This is a genomic window from Paenibacillus agricola (assembly GCF_011440305.1).
Lineage (GTDB): Bacteria > Bacillota > Bacilli > Paenibacillales > NBRC-103111 > Paenibacillus_S > Paenibacillus_S agricola.
In genome coordinates this window covers 1-15,634 of the sequence record NZ_JAAOIW010000002.1, presented here as the reverse complement: position 1 = coordinate 15,634, position 15,634 = coordinate 1, and the positions used below count along the sequence as shown (strand labels likewise).

At 47.4% G+C, this 15,634-nt stretch carries 10 protein-coding genes; 3 read left to right on the top strand and 7 right to left on the bottom strand.

Going from position 1 to position 15,634, the window contains the following annotated elements; all coding sequences use genetic code 11:
- Positions 1-17: 17 nt before the first annotated feature.
- A complete protein-coding gene (locus G9U52_RS04570; RefSeq protein ID WP_166146769.1) occupies positions 18-3,347 on the top strand; it encodes an alpha-mannosidase in 3,330 nt (1,109 codons plus the stop codon).
- A gap of 90 nt (positions 3,348-3,437) precedes the next feature.
- On the opposite strand, the gene G9U52_RS04565 is transcribed toward G9U52_RS04570, so the two are convergent.
- Genes G9U52_RS04565 through G9U52_RS04550 form a run of 4 tightly spaced genes read right to left on the bottom strand, consistent with a single transcriptional unit; the run spans position 3,438 to position 9,632 of the window.
- A complete protein-coding gene (locus G9U52_RS04565) occupies positions 3,438-5,894 on the bottom strand; it encodes a hypothetical protein (RefSeq protein ID WP_166146767.1) in 2,457 nt (818 codons plus the stop codon).
- Positions 5,895-5,911: 17 nt separating this feature from the next.
- Entirely contained in the window at positions 5,912-7,090 is a 1,179-nt protein-coding gene (locus G9U52_RS04560) for an ABC transporter permease (RefSeq protein ID WP_166146765.1), read from the bottom strand.
- Positions 7,087-7,899 carry an ABC transporter ATP-binding protein gene (locus tag G9U52_RS04555; RefSeq protein ID WP_243767148.1) on the bottom strand — a complete coding sequence of 271 codons (813 nt, stop codon included), beginning with the start codon at positions 7,897-7,899 and terminating at the stop codon, positions 7,087-7,089. The genes G9U52_RS04560 and G9U52_RS04555 overlap by 4 nt, the downstream gene beginning before the upstream one ends.
- A gap of 29 nt (positions 7,900-7,928) precedes the next feature.
- Positions 7,929-9,632, bottom strand: coding sequence for an efflux RND transporter periplasmic adaptor subunit (locus G9U52_RS04550; protein ID WP_166146763.1), 1,704 nt, complete (start codon positions 9,630-9,632; stop codon positions 7,929-7,931).
- Between the two features lie 257 nt (positions 9,633-9,889).
- On the opposite strand from G9U52_RS04550, the gene G9U52_RS41295 reads away from it, so the two are divergent.
- Positions 9,890-12,580, top strand: a complete 2,691-nt coding sequence (locus G9U52_RS41295; protein WP_166146761.1) for a chitobiase/beta-hexosaminidase C-terminal domain-containing protein — start codon at positions 9,890-9,892, stop codon at positions 12,578-12,580.
- Positions 12,581-12,646: 66 nt separating this feature from the next.
- Here G9U52_RS41295 and mtnA read toward each other — a convergent pair whose 3' ends face one another.
- On the bottom strand, positions 12,647-13,732 hold the full coding sequence (mtnA, locus tag G9U52_RS04540) for an S-methyl-5-thioribose-1-phosphate isomerase (protein WP_166146759.1): 1,086 nt from the start codon (positions 13,730-13,732) through the stop codon (positions 12,647-12,649).
- A 44-nt stretch (positions 13,733-13,776) separates the two neighbouring features.
- Positions 13,777-14,982, bottom strand: a complete 1,206-nt coding sequence (gene mtnK / locus G9U52_RS04535; RefSeq protein WP_166146757.1) for an S-methyl-5-thioribose kinase — start codon at positions 14,980-14,982, stop codon at positions 13,777-13,779.
- A gap of 233 nt (positions 14,983-15,215) precedes the next feature.
- Between mtnK and G9U52_RS04530 the strand changes: the two genes are divergently transcribed.
- Positions 15,216-15,416 carry a hypothetical protein gene (locus tag G9U52_RS04530; RefSeq protein ID WP_166146755.1) on the top strand — a complete coding sequence of 67 codons (201 nt, stop codon included), beginning with the start codon at positions 15,216-15,218 and terminating at the stop codon, positions 15,414-15,416.
- A 123-nt stretch (positions 15,417-15,539) separates the two neighbouring features.
- Here G9U52_RS04530 and G9U52_RS04525 read toward each other — a convergent pair.
- A partial coding sequence (locus G9U52_RS04525) for an IS3 family transposase (protein WP_166146753.1) occupies positions 15,540-15,634 on the bottom strand: 95 nt, incomplete at its 5' end.

Below are 15,634 nucleotides of genomic sequence, written 5' to 3'. Positions count from 1 at the left end.
AAGGGGGAGCAGCCTTCATGTTGTATATATGGGAAAAATTAAATGCCCGTGTTCAGGAGTTAAGTGAGTTTCGTTATCGGGAAAGCTGTTCGATCCCTGCGTTCCATAGCTTGGAGGATCCATTGGGTGAAGTCGGGGCACGGCCTGTGCTGCCCTTGACGCAATCGGCGGACACGATGGAAATGTCGCTCGGGGACCGTTGGCAAGGACGTGACCGTTATGTGTGGCTGGCAGCGGAGGTGAAGGTGCCTGCAGCTTGGCAGGGGCGGAGCGTGCTGGGAAGGTTTGATTTTGGGCTCACTGGTGGCAGCTCCGGCTTTGAATCGTTGCTTTATGTGAATGGGAAGCCTTACCAAGGTGTTGATTCGAACCACCAAGAGGTGTTTTTTGACGAATGTAGCGGTACGACGATAGGGCTTTGCTTCCGGTTATGGAGCGGCTTGGGGGGATACCAATTCAAGGCGATTATGGAGCACCAGCTGCGCAGAGCTGAGCTATGCTGGTTGGATGAAGCCGCAGATGATTTGTATTACACTGCGCGAGCTGCTCTTGATGTTGTGAAAGTGCTCCATGAGCATACGCCCGAGCGGCAGATGCTGCTGTCTGCTGTAGACCAGGCCTTTCTTTTGGTAGATTGGTCAAGGCCGGGTTCTGGGGATTTTTATGACTCGATAAGCGCTGCGGCAAATTTGCTGCGTGGAACGGTGCAGCAGCTTCCGAAACACCATGCGGTGACCGTTCGCTGTATTGGGCATACGCACATTGATGTGGCATGGCTCTGGAGGCTGAAGCATACCCGTGAAAAGGCGGCACGTTCTTTTTCGACGGTACTGCGATTAATGGAGAAGTTCCCGGATTATGTGTTTTTGCAAACGATGCCACAGCTGTATGAATATATAAAAACGGACTATCCGGATATTTATGAGCAAATTAAGCAGCGCGTTAAGGAAGGGCGATGGGAAGCAGGCGGAGGCATGTGGCTGGAGGCGGATTGTAACCTGACCTCGGGTGAATCATTAGTCAGACAGCTGCTTTACGGTACACGCTTTCTTCGTGACGAATTTGGTGCGGAATGTACATATTTGTGGCTACCCGATGTATTTGGCTATAGCTGGGCGCTGCCGCAAATCTTGCGGAAGTCCGGGATTGATACATTTATGACGACTAAAATCAGCTGGAATCAATACAACCGGATGCCGCATGATACCTTTAAGTGGCGGGGGATCGATGGAACGGAGATACTGACACATTTTATTACGACACCTGACCCTTCTGCTGGCGGTGGCTGGCTTTATACGTACAATGGCGATGTGACAGCTAGCTCTGTTAACGGGATTTGGGACACATACCGCGACAAGCCGGTTAATCGTGAGCTGCTTTTAGCCTATGGCTATGGTGATGGCGGAGGTGGGGTTAACCGTGAGATGCTGGAGATGCGGCGCAGACTGGATGAAATGCCGGGCATTCCCCATGTGGCAACAGGGAGGGCAGATGAATATTTTGCCCAGCTGCGGCAGACCGTAGCGGCTACGAAGGAGTATGTGCATACTTGGGATGGCGAGCTGTATTTGGAGCTTCACCGCGGCACCTATACAAGCCAAGCCTATAACAAGCTGATGAACCGCAAGTTGGAGCTGCTGCTTCGTGAAGTGGAATGGCTGGGCGTTATGGGCAGTCTAGAGCAAGGCAATTGGCTGCCGTATGCCAAGGAGCAGATCGACGAAGCGTGGAAAATAGTGCTTCGCAACCAATTCCATGACATTATTCCTGGCTCCTCGATTAAGGAAGTATATGACGATTCCCGCGTGGAGTATGGACAAGCAGAGCGGATACTTCTGCAAGCATGTAGCCAGGCGGAGGAAGCGCTCGGTTTGCGTGTAGTTGCGTCCGGTAGCAATGGTAATACGAAAGAAACTACATTTACGGTTTGGAATAGCGCAAGCTGGGCAAGAAGCGGTTTGGTCCAGGTAGCTCATGATCGACTGTTGGAGTCCGGGGTAAATGTTGGGGCTGGCGAGATATGGCAGGATAGCCAAGGCCAAGCGTTGCAAGCCCAGCAGGATTCGACAGGCTGGTGGATTGAATTAGTTGGAGTAGCGCCAATGGGCTATTGTACAATCACCTATAAGGCTCCAGAAGCTAAACAACTAGATTTTGACGCAGAGTTTGTTAGTAAAGAAGCAGCAAGCCAACAGATTGCTAACACGGTGCTGGATATGGGTAGATCACAATATGCATCACAGCATGAATCACAGCATGAATCACAACATGAATCACAACATCAATCACGGTCAATATTTACTGGGCATAGCCATGGGATTGACACTCCATATTATACGATCACTTGGAACGACAAGGGACAATTGACCTCAATTTGGGACAAAACGGCTCAACGTGAGGTGTTGGCTGCAGGCTTTTGCGGCAATGTATTACAGGTGTTTGAGGACAAGCCCAAGAGCAGGCATGAAGCTTGGGATATCGATATTTATTATCAAGAGAAGCAAGAGGAGATTACTGGCTTAACCGCTGCTTCGATCGTGGAAACAGGGCCGCTTCGGGCTGTTATCCATTTTAAATGGAGCTACAAGGCTTCAACCATTAGCCAGCAAATGATTGTTTATGCACGTTCGCGAAGGATCGATTACGTTACAGAGGTCGACTGGCATGAGCAGCGCAAGCTATTAAAAGCGGCATTCCCCGTTGAAGTACGCTCAACAGAGGCTACCTACGACATCCAATACGGCAATGTGAAGCGGCCTACGCATTGGAATACAAGCTGGGATTATGCGCGCTTTGAGGTAGTGGGACATCAATGGGCGGATTTGTCCGAACGCGGCTACGGGGTTAGCCTGTTGAATGATTGCAAATACGGCTACGACATTAAGGATCATATACTGCGCCTAACCCTTATCAAATCGGCGCTGATTCCCGATGACCAGGCCGACCAAGGGCATCATGCCTTTACGTATTCCCTCCTGCCCCATAAGGGGGATTGGCTGGAGGGAGGCACCGTGCAGGAGGCATGGGACCTCAATGCGCCGATGTCCTGCAAGCTTGGAGCCGCTATGGCGCCGGGATCGTTATTCCGTTTGACCGGTGGTGGCGGGACGGTGCATATCGATGCCGTCAAAAAAGCCGAGGACGACGAACGTGTCGTCCTGCGGTTCCACGAGTTCGGCGGCCAGCGTGGAAGCGTGGAAGTCAGCAGCGATTACACAATTCACAGCTGGCAGGAAAGCGACCTGCTGGAGCGCCCTGTCGGCGGATTAACGCTGGGCCCGGTGATTCGGCTGCCGATTAAGCCATACGAGATTATCACTTTACTGATTGATATCGCTAAGCAATAGAAAAAAGCCTGACTGGCTCCAATGGAGCTGTCAGGCTTTTTATGAATAAGGCAGCATTAAGACTTAAGCGAAAAGGCTTTGATGAGATGCCTATTCTTGTGTTAAGAGCTTCACTAGCCGCTTGGCTGGGCCGTTAGGGGTCGTAATCGTTTCATACACATGAATCGTTAAACCCGTTTCGAATTGTTGGGTTTTAATGTTGCTGAACGTTATCTTTTGGTTGCCGGATATAAGCTTTTGCGTTCCGGTGAAGGCAGCCGTTTGCGAGCCCAACGAGCGGCCGAGTCCATCAATGATTTCAAATTCCAGCTGCGAGAAGTTTTGGTCTACTATGACCAAGTCCTGGCGACTTACTGACAGGTCCAGGCTCAAAATATAGTTGTAAGCATTAGAGCTGTATAATGTCGTGATCGCGTAAGCATCAAAGCTGATCTGGAACGGATAGAAGCTGATTGTTTTATCAGTCGATTCGGGTTGTATAGCGACTTGGTAGGTGCCGATCGACAGCTTATTGGATGCTGTTGATTTGGGATCAAACACATTTAATGCCAGCTGCGCGCCTGTTTCCGATGTAGGCAGCAAATAAGAGTAGGACACCACATAGCTTGTATTGGGCATAATTTGGCTAGCCGTGGAGGACTGCCTAATCCCAGCAAAAGCGAGACCTTGATTATTGATCAGCTCCGTACCCAATGCAGGTAAATTCAGGGTGCTGCTACCCCGGTTGGTCAATTTATATTTGGCTACCGCTGTTTTATAGCCGAAATCGCTATTCTCATGCATATGGAGCTCGACCAGTGACACCTCTATATTCGTATCCAGCCAACCATTGGAAACAAAGCTCAGTGGTGTTCCTAGCTCATAGGATTTGGATTGGATAGCTGCATGGCTTGCGAATTCTACAGTACTGAGATCAATCAACATTATAGGGCGTTTACCGGATGTGTTTCTATTGGCCGTATTGGAATTGTTGGTTGTATTGGAGCTGCTGGTCGATCCATTGGAGCTATTACTAGCTGAAGATGCGCTGCCCGATGCGATGCTGTTGCTGCTTGATGCTGTATTACTGGACGCATCATTATTAGAATTAGCGCTATTATTCGTTGTATTGCCAGCATTTCCGCTGTTACTTGAGTTGCTTGCAGAGCCGCCGTTGCTGCTGGTGTTGCCAGTGCTGCCAGTGCTGCCAGTGCTGCTTGCATTTCCATTAGCACCGTTAGTAGCTGAGCCTGCTGTCCCATTGGCAATGCTGCCAGAATTGGAGCTTGTTCCTGCGCTATTGGCGCTGCTGTTGCTTGTATTGTTAGTAGCCGAGGCACCTGTATTCGTGCCTGATACGGGCTCGAATAAGACAAGATCGACAGTCTTGGGATCAATACCATCCGGCAGTAGGACCGAATATTGGACGGTAGCCGTTTGATGAGGTGAAAGAAAGCCGGTTCGAACCGATTGCTCCTGGCTTGCCTCGACGCTGCCTGTGCCAAACTGGTAGGCTGCCGTAAAAGCAGGGAGCGTTGTTGCGGTGGCGCTGTCGTTACGGATTTTGACCGTTGTTTGCAAAAGGATCCCTTCGGTTTGTTTGACAGCGATTGCTCTTTCAGCCATCACACGTATGCCGTTATCCGAGCCCAACATGGAATAGGGCTGCTCTTGGCCAATTGGCATTCTAAGCTCGGTTTCGGAGATCGATAAGGCCCCTAATATACGGTCCTCGGCTGATTCCACATGGAAGGCCTCGATTCTGGATTTTGCTATCAAAAAGCTGTCAGGAACGAGAGTGCGCAGCGTTAGCTTGGTTAGCTTGCCAGGCTGTAGAGGTTGTTGGTTTCCTTCGAGCAAAGCTCCAACGTATTGCAAAGAGTCTGTTCCTATTAAACGAAATTGCAGATTAGAGGGAAGGGACAGGTTCACTTTATCTGTATTTTGTGTGTATAGCTCTGTGTACATGTAGCTGCTGCCGTTCTCGGCTATTTGGTAGCTGCGCCCTAAACGCATGGCGACTTGAACTTCCTTGGAATAAGAAGCATCCAAATCATTCATCGGAATCAAAATTTGCTTGGATGCATCATACAAGGAGGAAACCGCGCTGTACACTGACAAATCGCCAATGCTTCTCATAAACGTAGGCTCGGTTTCGTCCCAGGCGAACACATTTACTTTTAGCTCCTCTGGCGTTTCGCCAATGGCCATTTTCGAAAAAAAACGAAAATCACTATCTTTTCCTGGAGTCACTCTGGCATTCTGCTTGCTTGTTAATTGGGCGGAAAACGGATTGCCTTCGGCATCAACAATACGGACTCCATAGCTGTTGAAATCGATGTCCTCACTGCTGCCATTATGCATTTTCAGGGCGAATTGCAAGGAAGTAGAATCATTCCCGGCTGTAAAAGAGGCATCCTCCAAAGTGAAATAAGTATCAGCGGAAACAAACACACCCTCTTTACCAGCAAAAGCAGAAGGAGCTACTGCCAACATGCATGTTGTGCAAACAGCCAATGTGAATAGCCATTTCTTGTTAAATGGTGCTGATTTATGATTGTTTTTCAACGTTTTTTCCTCCTAAACTAATCGGTACGTAGAGCGTCAATCGGGCGCAGCTTGGAGGCTTTGTTGGCGGGGTAGAGCCCGAATATCATGCCAACCGCTACCGAGAATAAGAAAGCGTACATGCTAACCTCCAAAGACAACTCCGTCGTCTGCTTCGGATTGATCATCGGCCAGGCGATCGCGATGCCGCTTCCCAGCAGCAATCCAATAATGCCGCCTAATCCGCTAATAACTGTGGCTTCAATTAGAAATTGCAGCAGGATGTTTCTGCGCTTTGCACCGATGGATTTGCGAATCCCAATTTCGCGTGTTCGTTCGCTAACGGTTACCAGCATTATGTTCATGATGCCAATTCCGCCGACCAACAATGAGATGCAAGCCACACTAATGAGCTGGTTATTTAAGGTGCTTGATGCGGCAACACGGGCATTCATTAATTCATCCTGATTAATCAATTGAAAGCCTGTGCTGCTTTTGAATTTATAGGTTAAATATTGCTGCATCGTGCTTTGGGCTGTGGAAAGCTGCTCTTTGGTAGGTGCCTCCAAGTAGGTGGTACGGATATTTCCCAGCTTGAAAGCGCGTCTCGCTGTTTCCAAAGGTACGAATACCGAGTTGTCCAACGAGACACCACTAATGTTCGAGCCTTTCACTTTGAGTGTTCCGACAATGGTAAACACGATACCATCGATATTGATATCTTCGCCAATCGGGTCCAAGGTACCAAAATAATTTTGGGCAACCGTGCTGCCCAACACAGCAACCTGGTTACGGAAGCCCATGTCGCCATCAACAACGAATCGTCCTGAGGCAAGCTCGCCCTTCATCAAAGACAGGTAGCGGTCGTTGGTCCCGACCACTGTGTATTTTTCTTGTACACGGTCATATTTGATATTGGAGCCACCTTTAACCATCGTAGGGGCAATGGTTTCAATCTCTGGAAGCTCCTCCAGCGTCATCAATTCATCATAATCAAGCTGGGTGGCTCTTCCATTTCCGAGAGTGTTGACCACGATCAGGTTGGTTCCAAGGCTTTCGTATTGCTTTTCGATTTGCGCATTGGCACCTTGCCCGATTGCGACCAACGTAACAACGGAGCTCACACCGATAATGACGCCCAGCATGGTCAGCATGGTGCGCATTGGATTAGCGGTTACCGTGCGCAGTGACATATAGAGCAGCTCTAATGGATTCATCCGTTCACCTCTAAATGGCTTGAAGCTTTAGGGGCTATGACCTCTATCATCTCTTTCTGATGAGAAGCTAAATGAGCCGTTGCCGTTGCATCATCTGCTGTATGGGCCGCTTCTCCCGGAAGGGGCAGCAGCCGTTCATCCTTCACAATAGCGCCATCACGAATAGATATGACCCTGCGGGCATTTTCCGCTATATGTGGGTCATGGGTAATCAACACGATCGTATTGCCTTGGTTGTTTAATTGGATGATCAGCTCAAGAACCTCATTGCCTGTTTTGGTGTCCAACGCCCCTGTAGGCTCATCGGCTAAAAGCAAGGAGGGTGAAACGGACAAGGCGCGGGCTATGGCCACACGCTGCTGCTGCCCACCTGAGAGCTCGCTCGGTTTGTGGTGTCCACGTTCCCCCATCCCCAGCAATTTAAGCATACTCATCGCTTTTTCACGGCGTTCCTTTTTGCCAAGCCCTGAATAAATCAAAGGCAGCTCTACATTCTCCAATGCGTTCAGCCGGGGAAGCAAATTAAACTGTTGGAAAATAAAACCGATTTTTTTATTGCGAAGCTCTGCCAGCTGATTGTCGCTCATTTTCTCGGTGGCCACACCATCCAGCAAATAGCTGCCGGAGGTCGGAATATCCAATAAGCCAATCATATTCATAAGCGTGGATTTACCCGAGCCGCTGGGTCCGATGATCGCTACAAAATCACCTTGAACCACAGATAAGGAAAGGTCATTTAAAATGTGCAGCTTCTCCATACCCCGCTCGTATACCTTGGTTATATGCTTTAGATCGATCATTTTGTGCATCCCTCAAAAACCTCCTATTCCTCGTCACATTAACGGGTACCGCCGCCACCAGTTCTTTGGTTGCCTCCGGCACCGCCCGCGCCGCTGGGAACAGTACCACCTGCACCGCCAGGAATAACGCCCGCACCACCAGCGCCGCCTTGGAATTGCTGGCGAATCCGGTCAATGTCAGCTTGGCTGGCATTTTGCGTGCCCCGGCGTGTAGCTACTACAACCTGGTCGCCTTCCTTCAAGCCTTCGGTAACCTCAACGTCTGTTTTATTACGGATCCCGATTTTGATCTCGTGCTTTTCAGCTTTTGTGCCATCGGGCTGCTGCAGGGTAACATACCTTTTACCTTGCTGTTGCTGGAGCGCTTCAATCGGAAGCAAAATAATATCCTTTTTATCCTGAATAATAATTTCGGCGGTTGCGGTCATGCCATACCGGAGCTCGCTCGTATTTTTTACTGATAAGACAGCATCAAAAAAAGTAACCCCGTTAGTAGTCGTACCCACCGTAGATACTTGGTTAACCTCGCCTTCGAATACTTTGTTCGTAATGGAATCTACGCGCACCGCTGCTTTCATCCCCGTTTGAACATTGGGTAAATCCAACTCATCCACCTGGATCGGCAATTGCATATAATCAAGACTGGCAACGGCACCCAAAAGCGTATTGATTTCGATCTTGGAACCGACCGGATAGCTTGCGAGCACATTGCTTCTCTTATTGGCAAAATCGGTAGAGAACACGCCGTCGAATGGAGCTATGATTGTAAGTTGTTTGATCTTTTCCTGGAGATCATTTATCGTATTTCTTTGGCGTTCCATCGCCGATTGCTTGGTTGAAATATCGTTTTGAAGCGTATCATTAAACAGGGAAGCAATGAGCTCGCCTTTGTTGACGAAATTGCCATTTTTCACTTTCAGCTCTTTAATGCTTCCACTAGCGTTGGTCAATATTGTTTCAACCGAGTTGAAATCCAAGGTAGCTTTATCGGTCGATTCGATTAGCCTTCCACCTAGCTGTAGGCTGCCTTTAACCCTCATACCGGCTGCCAGCGTACCATCATTGCTAACTTTTATCTCCACATCCAACAACTTGCCGCCATTGGCATCAGCCTTGGGCAAAGTGCCTATGGCTTCAACTTTTGCGGTTTTAGTCAGGTTAAAGCCATCGACTGCCAAATCCAGAACATCACCTTTTTTAAGCTGCACCGCATTTTCCAATTGAAAGGGTAGCTTGGCTATTAATGAGGAAGAATCAGAAATCGTGGCAAAACGGCTCGTCTTGCTAACGTTGGCACCCACATCCAGATTATTGATCAGTGTCAAGGTTCCGCTTATAGGAGCGATAATTTGTAAATTATTTTGCTGGTTTTGAAGCTCACTTACATCCTTCTGGAGCTGTTGAAGCGTAGACTCCGATTCCTGCAAGCTGATTTCTTGGGAAGGTACCGAAATTTCGAGCAGAACCTCACCTTTCTTAACCGCTTGGTTTCTGGTGAGGTTCATCGTCTTGATCGTACCGTCAGCCGTGGCGATAATGTTCTGCATATCCCTCGCCTCAAATTGCGAGGTTCCCGATACTACTGAACGTATCGTGCCTTTTTTTATGGGCATTATTTTTTCCTGGGTGTTTGCAGCTTGGTTTTTGGGTTGGGAGGACCAGGTCCAATACCAGTAAGCTCCAGCCCCGCATATTACCAATAAAGTAACTAAGGTGATCCCTATTTTTTTGCGAGATTTCATGCATGCCTCTCCTTTCAAACGATTCAAGCAATCGGATTGCTAGCTTCTATTAATGTAGCAATGGGATGTGAATGAAGTGTGAATACCACCTTCTAACAACTGGAATATGTGTAAAAAAAATGTGAAGACAAAATCTAACAGAATAGAAGAACCTTCATAGAAAAGGTGTCACTTTTAATATAATTTATTCCAGAAAATAAGGTATACTGAAAATATATGATAGTTTCAGTTATATTTTACTAGGAGATGATTGTTAAGTGAATTTCAATCGAATTTCAGCTGTGTTTAATATCAGTTATTATCGAAGATTTATAGGGGTAGGGTTATTGTTGTTAATTACTTTGCTTGTGGTGCTGCATCCATCCACTACGCATGCCGTATCCACAACGGATTTTGTATGGAAGCATGATTCTAAGGATCCAGGCTACAGCAGATTAGGAGACGCTGTTACTAAAGCTTTGCCTATTAATGATAAGGACGCTGACCTAGGTAATGATCGGATTCTATACATAGCGGATACAATCAGTTATGTGGAAGGAATTGGAGATAAACACCAAGCAACCATTTTCAAAACAGACCTCGTAGGTACCATTGAGTCTTCCTTACAATTGGATAATACAGTGGTAACGGATATTGCACAACTTACAGGACAAACAGGTAAATATGTAATTATTGGTGAAATGGGTTTTGGAGAATCACCTCGTATACCCTTTATTAAAATATTTGATGAAACTACATTCCAAATCGTAGCCAGCTCCGACGAGTTAGAAGTTGATGAACTGAAAGCGGTAGTTGCTTCCGACCGTCTTAATGAGTTTATGGTTTTATATGATTTTGATAGTGATGGCATTAATGGTTTTACGCTTGAACGTTACAAATGGGAGACTGGTTTAAGCACGATTGTTAGCTTGGGCTGTCACGATGAGTATCCAGATGAATATGGGTCGGAAATTTCAGCCACTCAATTAATAAAAGGGATTAATCCTGAGCAATATGTAGTTGTGGGAAATAGCCGTATTCCTTATGGCGAATTGGATTCAACGAGTAATGGAAAAGTATTTATGCTGGCATATTCGCCAGCCAGTGGCGATTATAACTCTTCGTTATCCTGGAATAAAGAAATCCCGAGATTGGGTGATAATAACAATAATTTCCATTCAATTACGACCACAAAAGCAGGGAATTATGTAGCAGTAGGTTTTGAGGAAGCGGAAGGAGAAGGCACCTCCAATATCCTTATACAACCTATGAATGCTGTCTCGGGGACGCTGTCAACCCCAGTTGTTAAACCGTTCAGTGAGGAATACTACTTTGGCTACCAATCTCTTCACATTCGCCAAACCTCTGATGAAGGTTACTTAATAGGAACCAGCTTCAGTAATGACGATTATGACAGATACGGGCTTCTATTAAAGCTCAATTCCTTGTATGATACAGAATGGCAAAAAACATTTGGTGTTCCTGGGCAAGATCATGAGCTGAACGATTTAATAGTATCAGGCAGTGGAGAACCCATTGTTACGGGCTCAATTGGAACCTTTGAACAACAATCGGAGAACTATGTTAATAATGGGTTTATCGCCAAACTGGCATCTCCCAATGCAAATTTAAGTAAGATTAGCTATGGCGCCAACGATTTAATAGTTAGCGATGGACAATACAAGCTTAGTGTGGATAGCTCCGTGCAAAGCTTAGATTTATCGCTGCATCTAGCATCATCCATGGCTTCAACGATTGTCTTATCGCATACGGGAACTGTTGCGCCTAGTGTTAACGGTTCTACACTGAAATTACAATCATTGACATCGGGTGTTCATACTGTCAAAATACGTGTCACATCGGAGGACATGGCAAACACAAAGGATTACGATATTCAAGTAACGGTAGCACCCATACCCACTAGTAATGCGGATTTGACGAAAATTCAATACAATACTAGCGATTTATTATTTGACGGCTCGAAATATGACCTTAGTGTTGGAAGTGTGGTTGACAATGTATATCTAAAATTAGTTTATGCGGGAACGGGAGCATCGCATATTGTAACTTCTAGTGGGGGGACGGTTACGTCTACTGTCTACGATGTTTTGAAGATATCGGGACTGCAAGCAGGGACGCAAACGATCAAAATTCGTGTAACGGCATCGGATCATACAACGACGAAGGATTATGATATTCGAGTGACACGCCAAGTTGAGTTGGGAGTCGAGCAGGCTGTTAGTGCAGGGGCAGCTCAAATGGAGTTTGAAGGTGGCGTCAATATCCAATTTAATGGGGCACAGATCGCTCCTGGAGCCAAGATTACGGCTACGCTAATTAGCAATCCGCCGAACATAGCGGGTAGCCCGCTCAAGGCAGCTGGAAAGGTTCTTAATTTCACACTTTTTGGGATTACGATTAATCCGAACCAGCCCATTACTTTACAGCTTCCAGTCGATTCAAGTGCCAATACAGCAAAAGTAGGGATTTTTTATTATAATGAAGCTACCTTGAAGTGGGAATATATAGCTACACAAATCGTTAATGGGAATGCCTTTGCGCAAGTAACCCATTTCTCGATATATGGTGTATTTGAAAGTGAGCAAGTAGCCTTACAAAGCAGCACAACGTTTCTGGCAAACGGACAAACCGAAGTGACTTTAACAAGTAGTACCAGTGAGGCCGTGATTTATTACACACTTGATGCAAGCATACCAACAAGGCAAAGCCTGGCATACAACCCAGCGCAGAAGCCAGTCTTGAACACGGGACAAGTAATCACAGCCATAGCTATGAAAGATGGAATGTTGAATAGCACGGCTAGTATCATTCAGGCTCAGATCAAACTGGATATTAGTTATGTATATCAACAAATTAGAAATCGTGTGGACACCAATAATGATGGCATCTTTGATAGAGCAGATGTAACCTATCTATTAAAATTGATCCCTCCTTATTTAATCAAGTAAACATTTCATGAAAAAAACGGCGCATTCCATTTCTGGATGTACGCCGTTTTTTTGTTTTTTTCATACTTATAGGAAAAGCTGCTTCAAATTCTCAGGGTAAGGCGCTCGGATAATGCCTTTCTCTGTAATGATGGCCGTTACATATTCATTAGGCGTGATATCGAATGCCGGGTTGAACACCTTGACGCCTATAGGTGCTGTCCGTTTGCCAAAGCCCTGTGTAATTTCGTCCTCATGGCGTTCCTCAATAGGAATATCATCACCAGAGGCTGTGTTCAGGTCGATGGTCGACATCGGGCAAGCGACGTAGAAGGGAATGCCATGTGCTTTCGCAAGCACAGCCACGCTGTAGGTACCGATCTTGTTAGCGACATCGCCATTGGCGGCAACTCGGTCGGTGCCGACGATCACGGCTTGTACCCAGCCCTTGCTCATCACGACGCCGGCCATATTGTCGCAGATCAGCGTCACGTCCACGCCAGCCTGCTGCAGCTCGAACGCCGTCAGGCGTGCGCCTTGCAGCACCGGCCGCGTCTCGTCGGCATACACCTTGAGGTGTATGCCGCGCTCCTGCGCCAGGTACATCGGCGCCAGCGCCGTGCCGTAGCGTGCCGTGGCCAGGCCGCCGGCGTTGCAGTGCGTGAGGACGCCCATGCCGTCCTCGAACAGCGCCAGCGCGTGCTCGCCGATGAGCCGGCACGTCTCTTCATCCTCGCTCTGGATCAGCTTCGCTTCATCCAGCAGCGCCAGCTTCATCGCCTCCGGCTCGCCGCCTGCTGCGGCCAAACCTGTGGCGCGCTGTTTCATCCGCTCCAGCGCCCAAAACAAATTGACCGCCGTCGGGCGTGACGTCGCCAAATAATCGCACTGCTTGACCGCTTCGTCAAGCAGCTCCTCCAGGCTGCCGCTTACGCCGCGTACGCCTAGGTAAACCCCGTACGCCGCCGTAATACCAATAGCCGGCGCACCGCGTACGGCCAACTGCTTGATGGCCTCCCAGACCTGCTCGGATGTTGTTAGCTCCAAGTAGACAATGTCAGCTGGCAGCAAACGCTGGTCCAGCAGGTCAAGCCAATTGTCCGCTGAGTTCCAGCGAACGGATTGCAGCCAATCCGCAGCCGGCTTTGCTTCTTGTTTATTAGATAAGTTCATTTAGATGAGCTCCCTTCCTGATGTTCGTTGACCTCACTTTTGGCTTACTCTACATTGTTCAAGGCAATCTCGATAAGCCCATCTATGGACGTGGCTTGGCGATGCTGCTTAATAAGTGTCGTCCCTATGCGCAAAGCGATGCGTTGCGCCCGCTCCTTCGCGGCAGGGTCCTCAAGCTTGTTAATATCAGCGACCTGCGCCAGGCCATGGACACGGCGAACCATTTTGGCACCTGTATATCCCCAAGTATCACGCAGCACCTGCTGCAAATAATAATCCTGGTAGCTTTCGCCTGCGAATACGCGGTCCACACCATACAAAGCCCACAAGGACCGAAATTCGCCAACGAAAAAGCTCCATACATCCTTTACCGTTCCTAATAAATAATTGCGGTAGTCAGCACGGGATTTGGCATCCTTGCTCCAGCCTTCCTGCGCGGTGAAGTTTAATAGCAGATTGGCAAATAAAGCACCAATATCAAAGCCCATAGGCCCATAGTAGGCAAATTCGGGGTCGATGACCTTTGTAGAATCTTCCTTAATAAAAATACTGCCTGTATGCAAATCGCCATGAAGCAGGGATTGGGCTTTGGTCAGGAATCCATTACGCAAAATCGCCACCTCTAGCAGTAGCTCCTGATCTTTCCACAAAACCTCCACAGCATCCCGAATGGCAGGGGGAATATTGTTGGTATCGGCATCACGGTAAGGATCATCAAATATTAAATCCTCCGTTATTTTGCACAGCTCAGGGTTAATAAATTGCTTAACTCTTAGCTTTTTTTCTTGCTGGTTCATGCCCAAATCGGATGTATAAAATAAAGTGTGGGCGATAAAACGTCCAATATGCTGTGCAAACAGGGGATAACGGTTGCCTTCTATTAAGCCTTTACGCATAATTGTATGGTCACTTAGATCCTGCATAACCGTCAGCGCGAGGTCCGGCTCGTACGCATAAACATGCGGCACTAGATCAGGGCATAAGGATTCCTGGATTAGCAGCGCCTCACTTTCGATACGTGCGCGGTCCAAGGTCAAGGGCATGGACTCTCCAACAACCTTTGCATAAGGAATGGCTTGCTTTAAAATAATGCTTTTCCCCGTGGACGGCTCTGAAATGTGAAATACGAGGTTTAAGTTACCATCGCCAATCTCATGGCTGGAAAGCTCGCTGTCAGGGGTGAATAAATCGGGAAGGCTGCGTGCATATTGTACGGCCTGCGCCTCGGTTAAAGCATGATATTTGGACATGGTATATTCCTCCTAAAGTTCCCTGGAAATTAGTGCGTAAAAAATTCTCCTTTATCCGATCAGACAACCATTCTATAGTATAACAAAATCAGGGTAAGCATGGAATAGCCCATAGTTTTAAGTAAACATTTAGGGGTTTATTTACAAAAAAAACATCTCTGGATCATATAGCGATAATACTCCAATTTTATAATGAGGCTTAGATGGACCTTGATACGGGAGGGTTTTATGATATGAAGCTTGCGGTAAAGCTAATGCTGATGGTGTCTGCTGTGATTATTATGCTCACTTTGGCTCTAAATGGTGGAGAACAACAGGTTGCCGTAAATGCGAATCCTTTTAAGATCAACCACCAGCAATATGAACGTGTCCAAAAACCAGCTTTAGCTGTAACCCATAAAGCCAATTTAGTTGGCGCGGATTCAAGAAAATAGTAGGCGGCACGCGCTGTCTCACCTAAGGATCAAGCTTTCATTTCGATCCCGCACATCATAAGCCAAGCACACCAAAAAGCCGCCCAGCATCTGAAGTGACCCCAAAAAGTTAGACAATATATATTAGGCTACCTTATGGGTGTGAATCCGGTATTGTACCGGGCTCATGCCCTTTAGTTTTGCCTTTATGCGTTTGTGGTTGTAATACTGGATATATC

Excerpts from the sequence above, each read along its gene's own strand:
- G9U52_RS04570 (WP_166146769.1), top strand. The coding sequence starts at position 18 with ATGTTGTATATATGGGAAAAATTAAATGCCCGTGTTCAGGAGTTAAGT.
- G9U52_RS04560 (WP_166146765.1), bottom strand. The coding sequence starts at position 7,090 with ATGAATCCATTAGAGCTGCTCTATATGTCACTGCGCACGGTAACCGCT.
- G9U52_RS04555 (WP_243767148.1), bottom strand. The coding sequence starts at position 7,899 with ATGCACAAAATGATCGATCTAAAGCATATAACCAAGGTATACGAGCGG.
- G9U52_RS04550 (WP_166146763.1), bottom strand. The coding sequence starts at position 9,632 with ATGAAATCTCGCAAAAAAATAGGGATCACCTTAGTTACTTTATTGGTA.
- mtnA (WP_166146759.1), bottom strand. The coding sequence starts at position 13,732 with ATGAACTTATCTAATAAACAAGAAGCAAAGCCGGCTGCGGATTGGCTG.
- mtnK (WP_166146757.1), bottom strand. The coding sequence starts at position 14,982 with ATGTCCAAATATCATGCTTTAACCGAGGCGCAGGCCGTACAATATGCA.
- G9U52_RS04530 (WP_166146755.1), top strand. The coding sequence starts at position 15,216 with ATGAAGCTTGCGGTAAAGCTAATGCTGATGGTGTCTGCTGTGATTATT.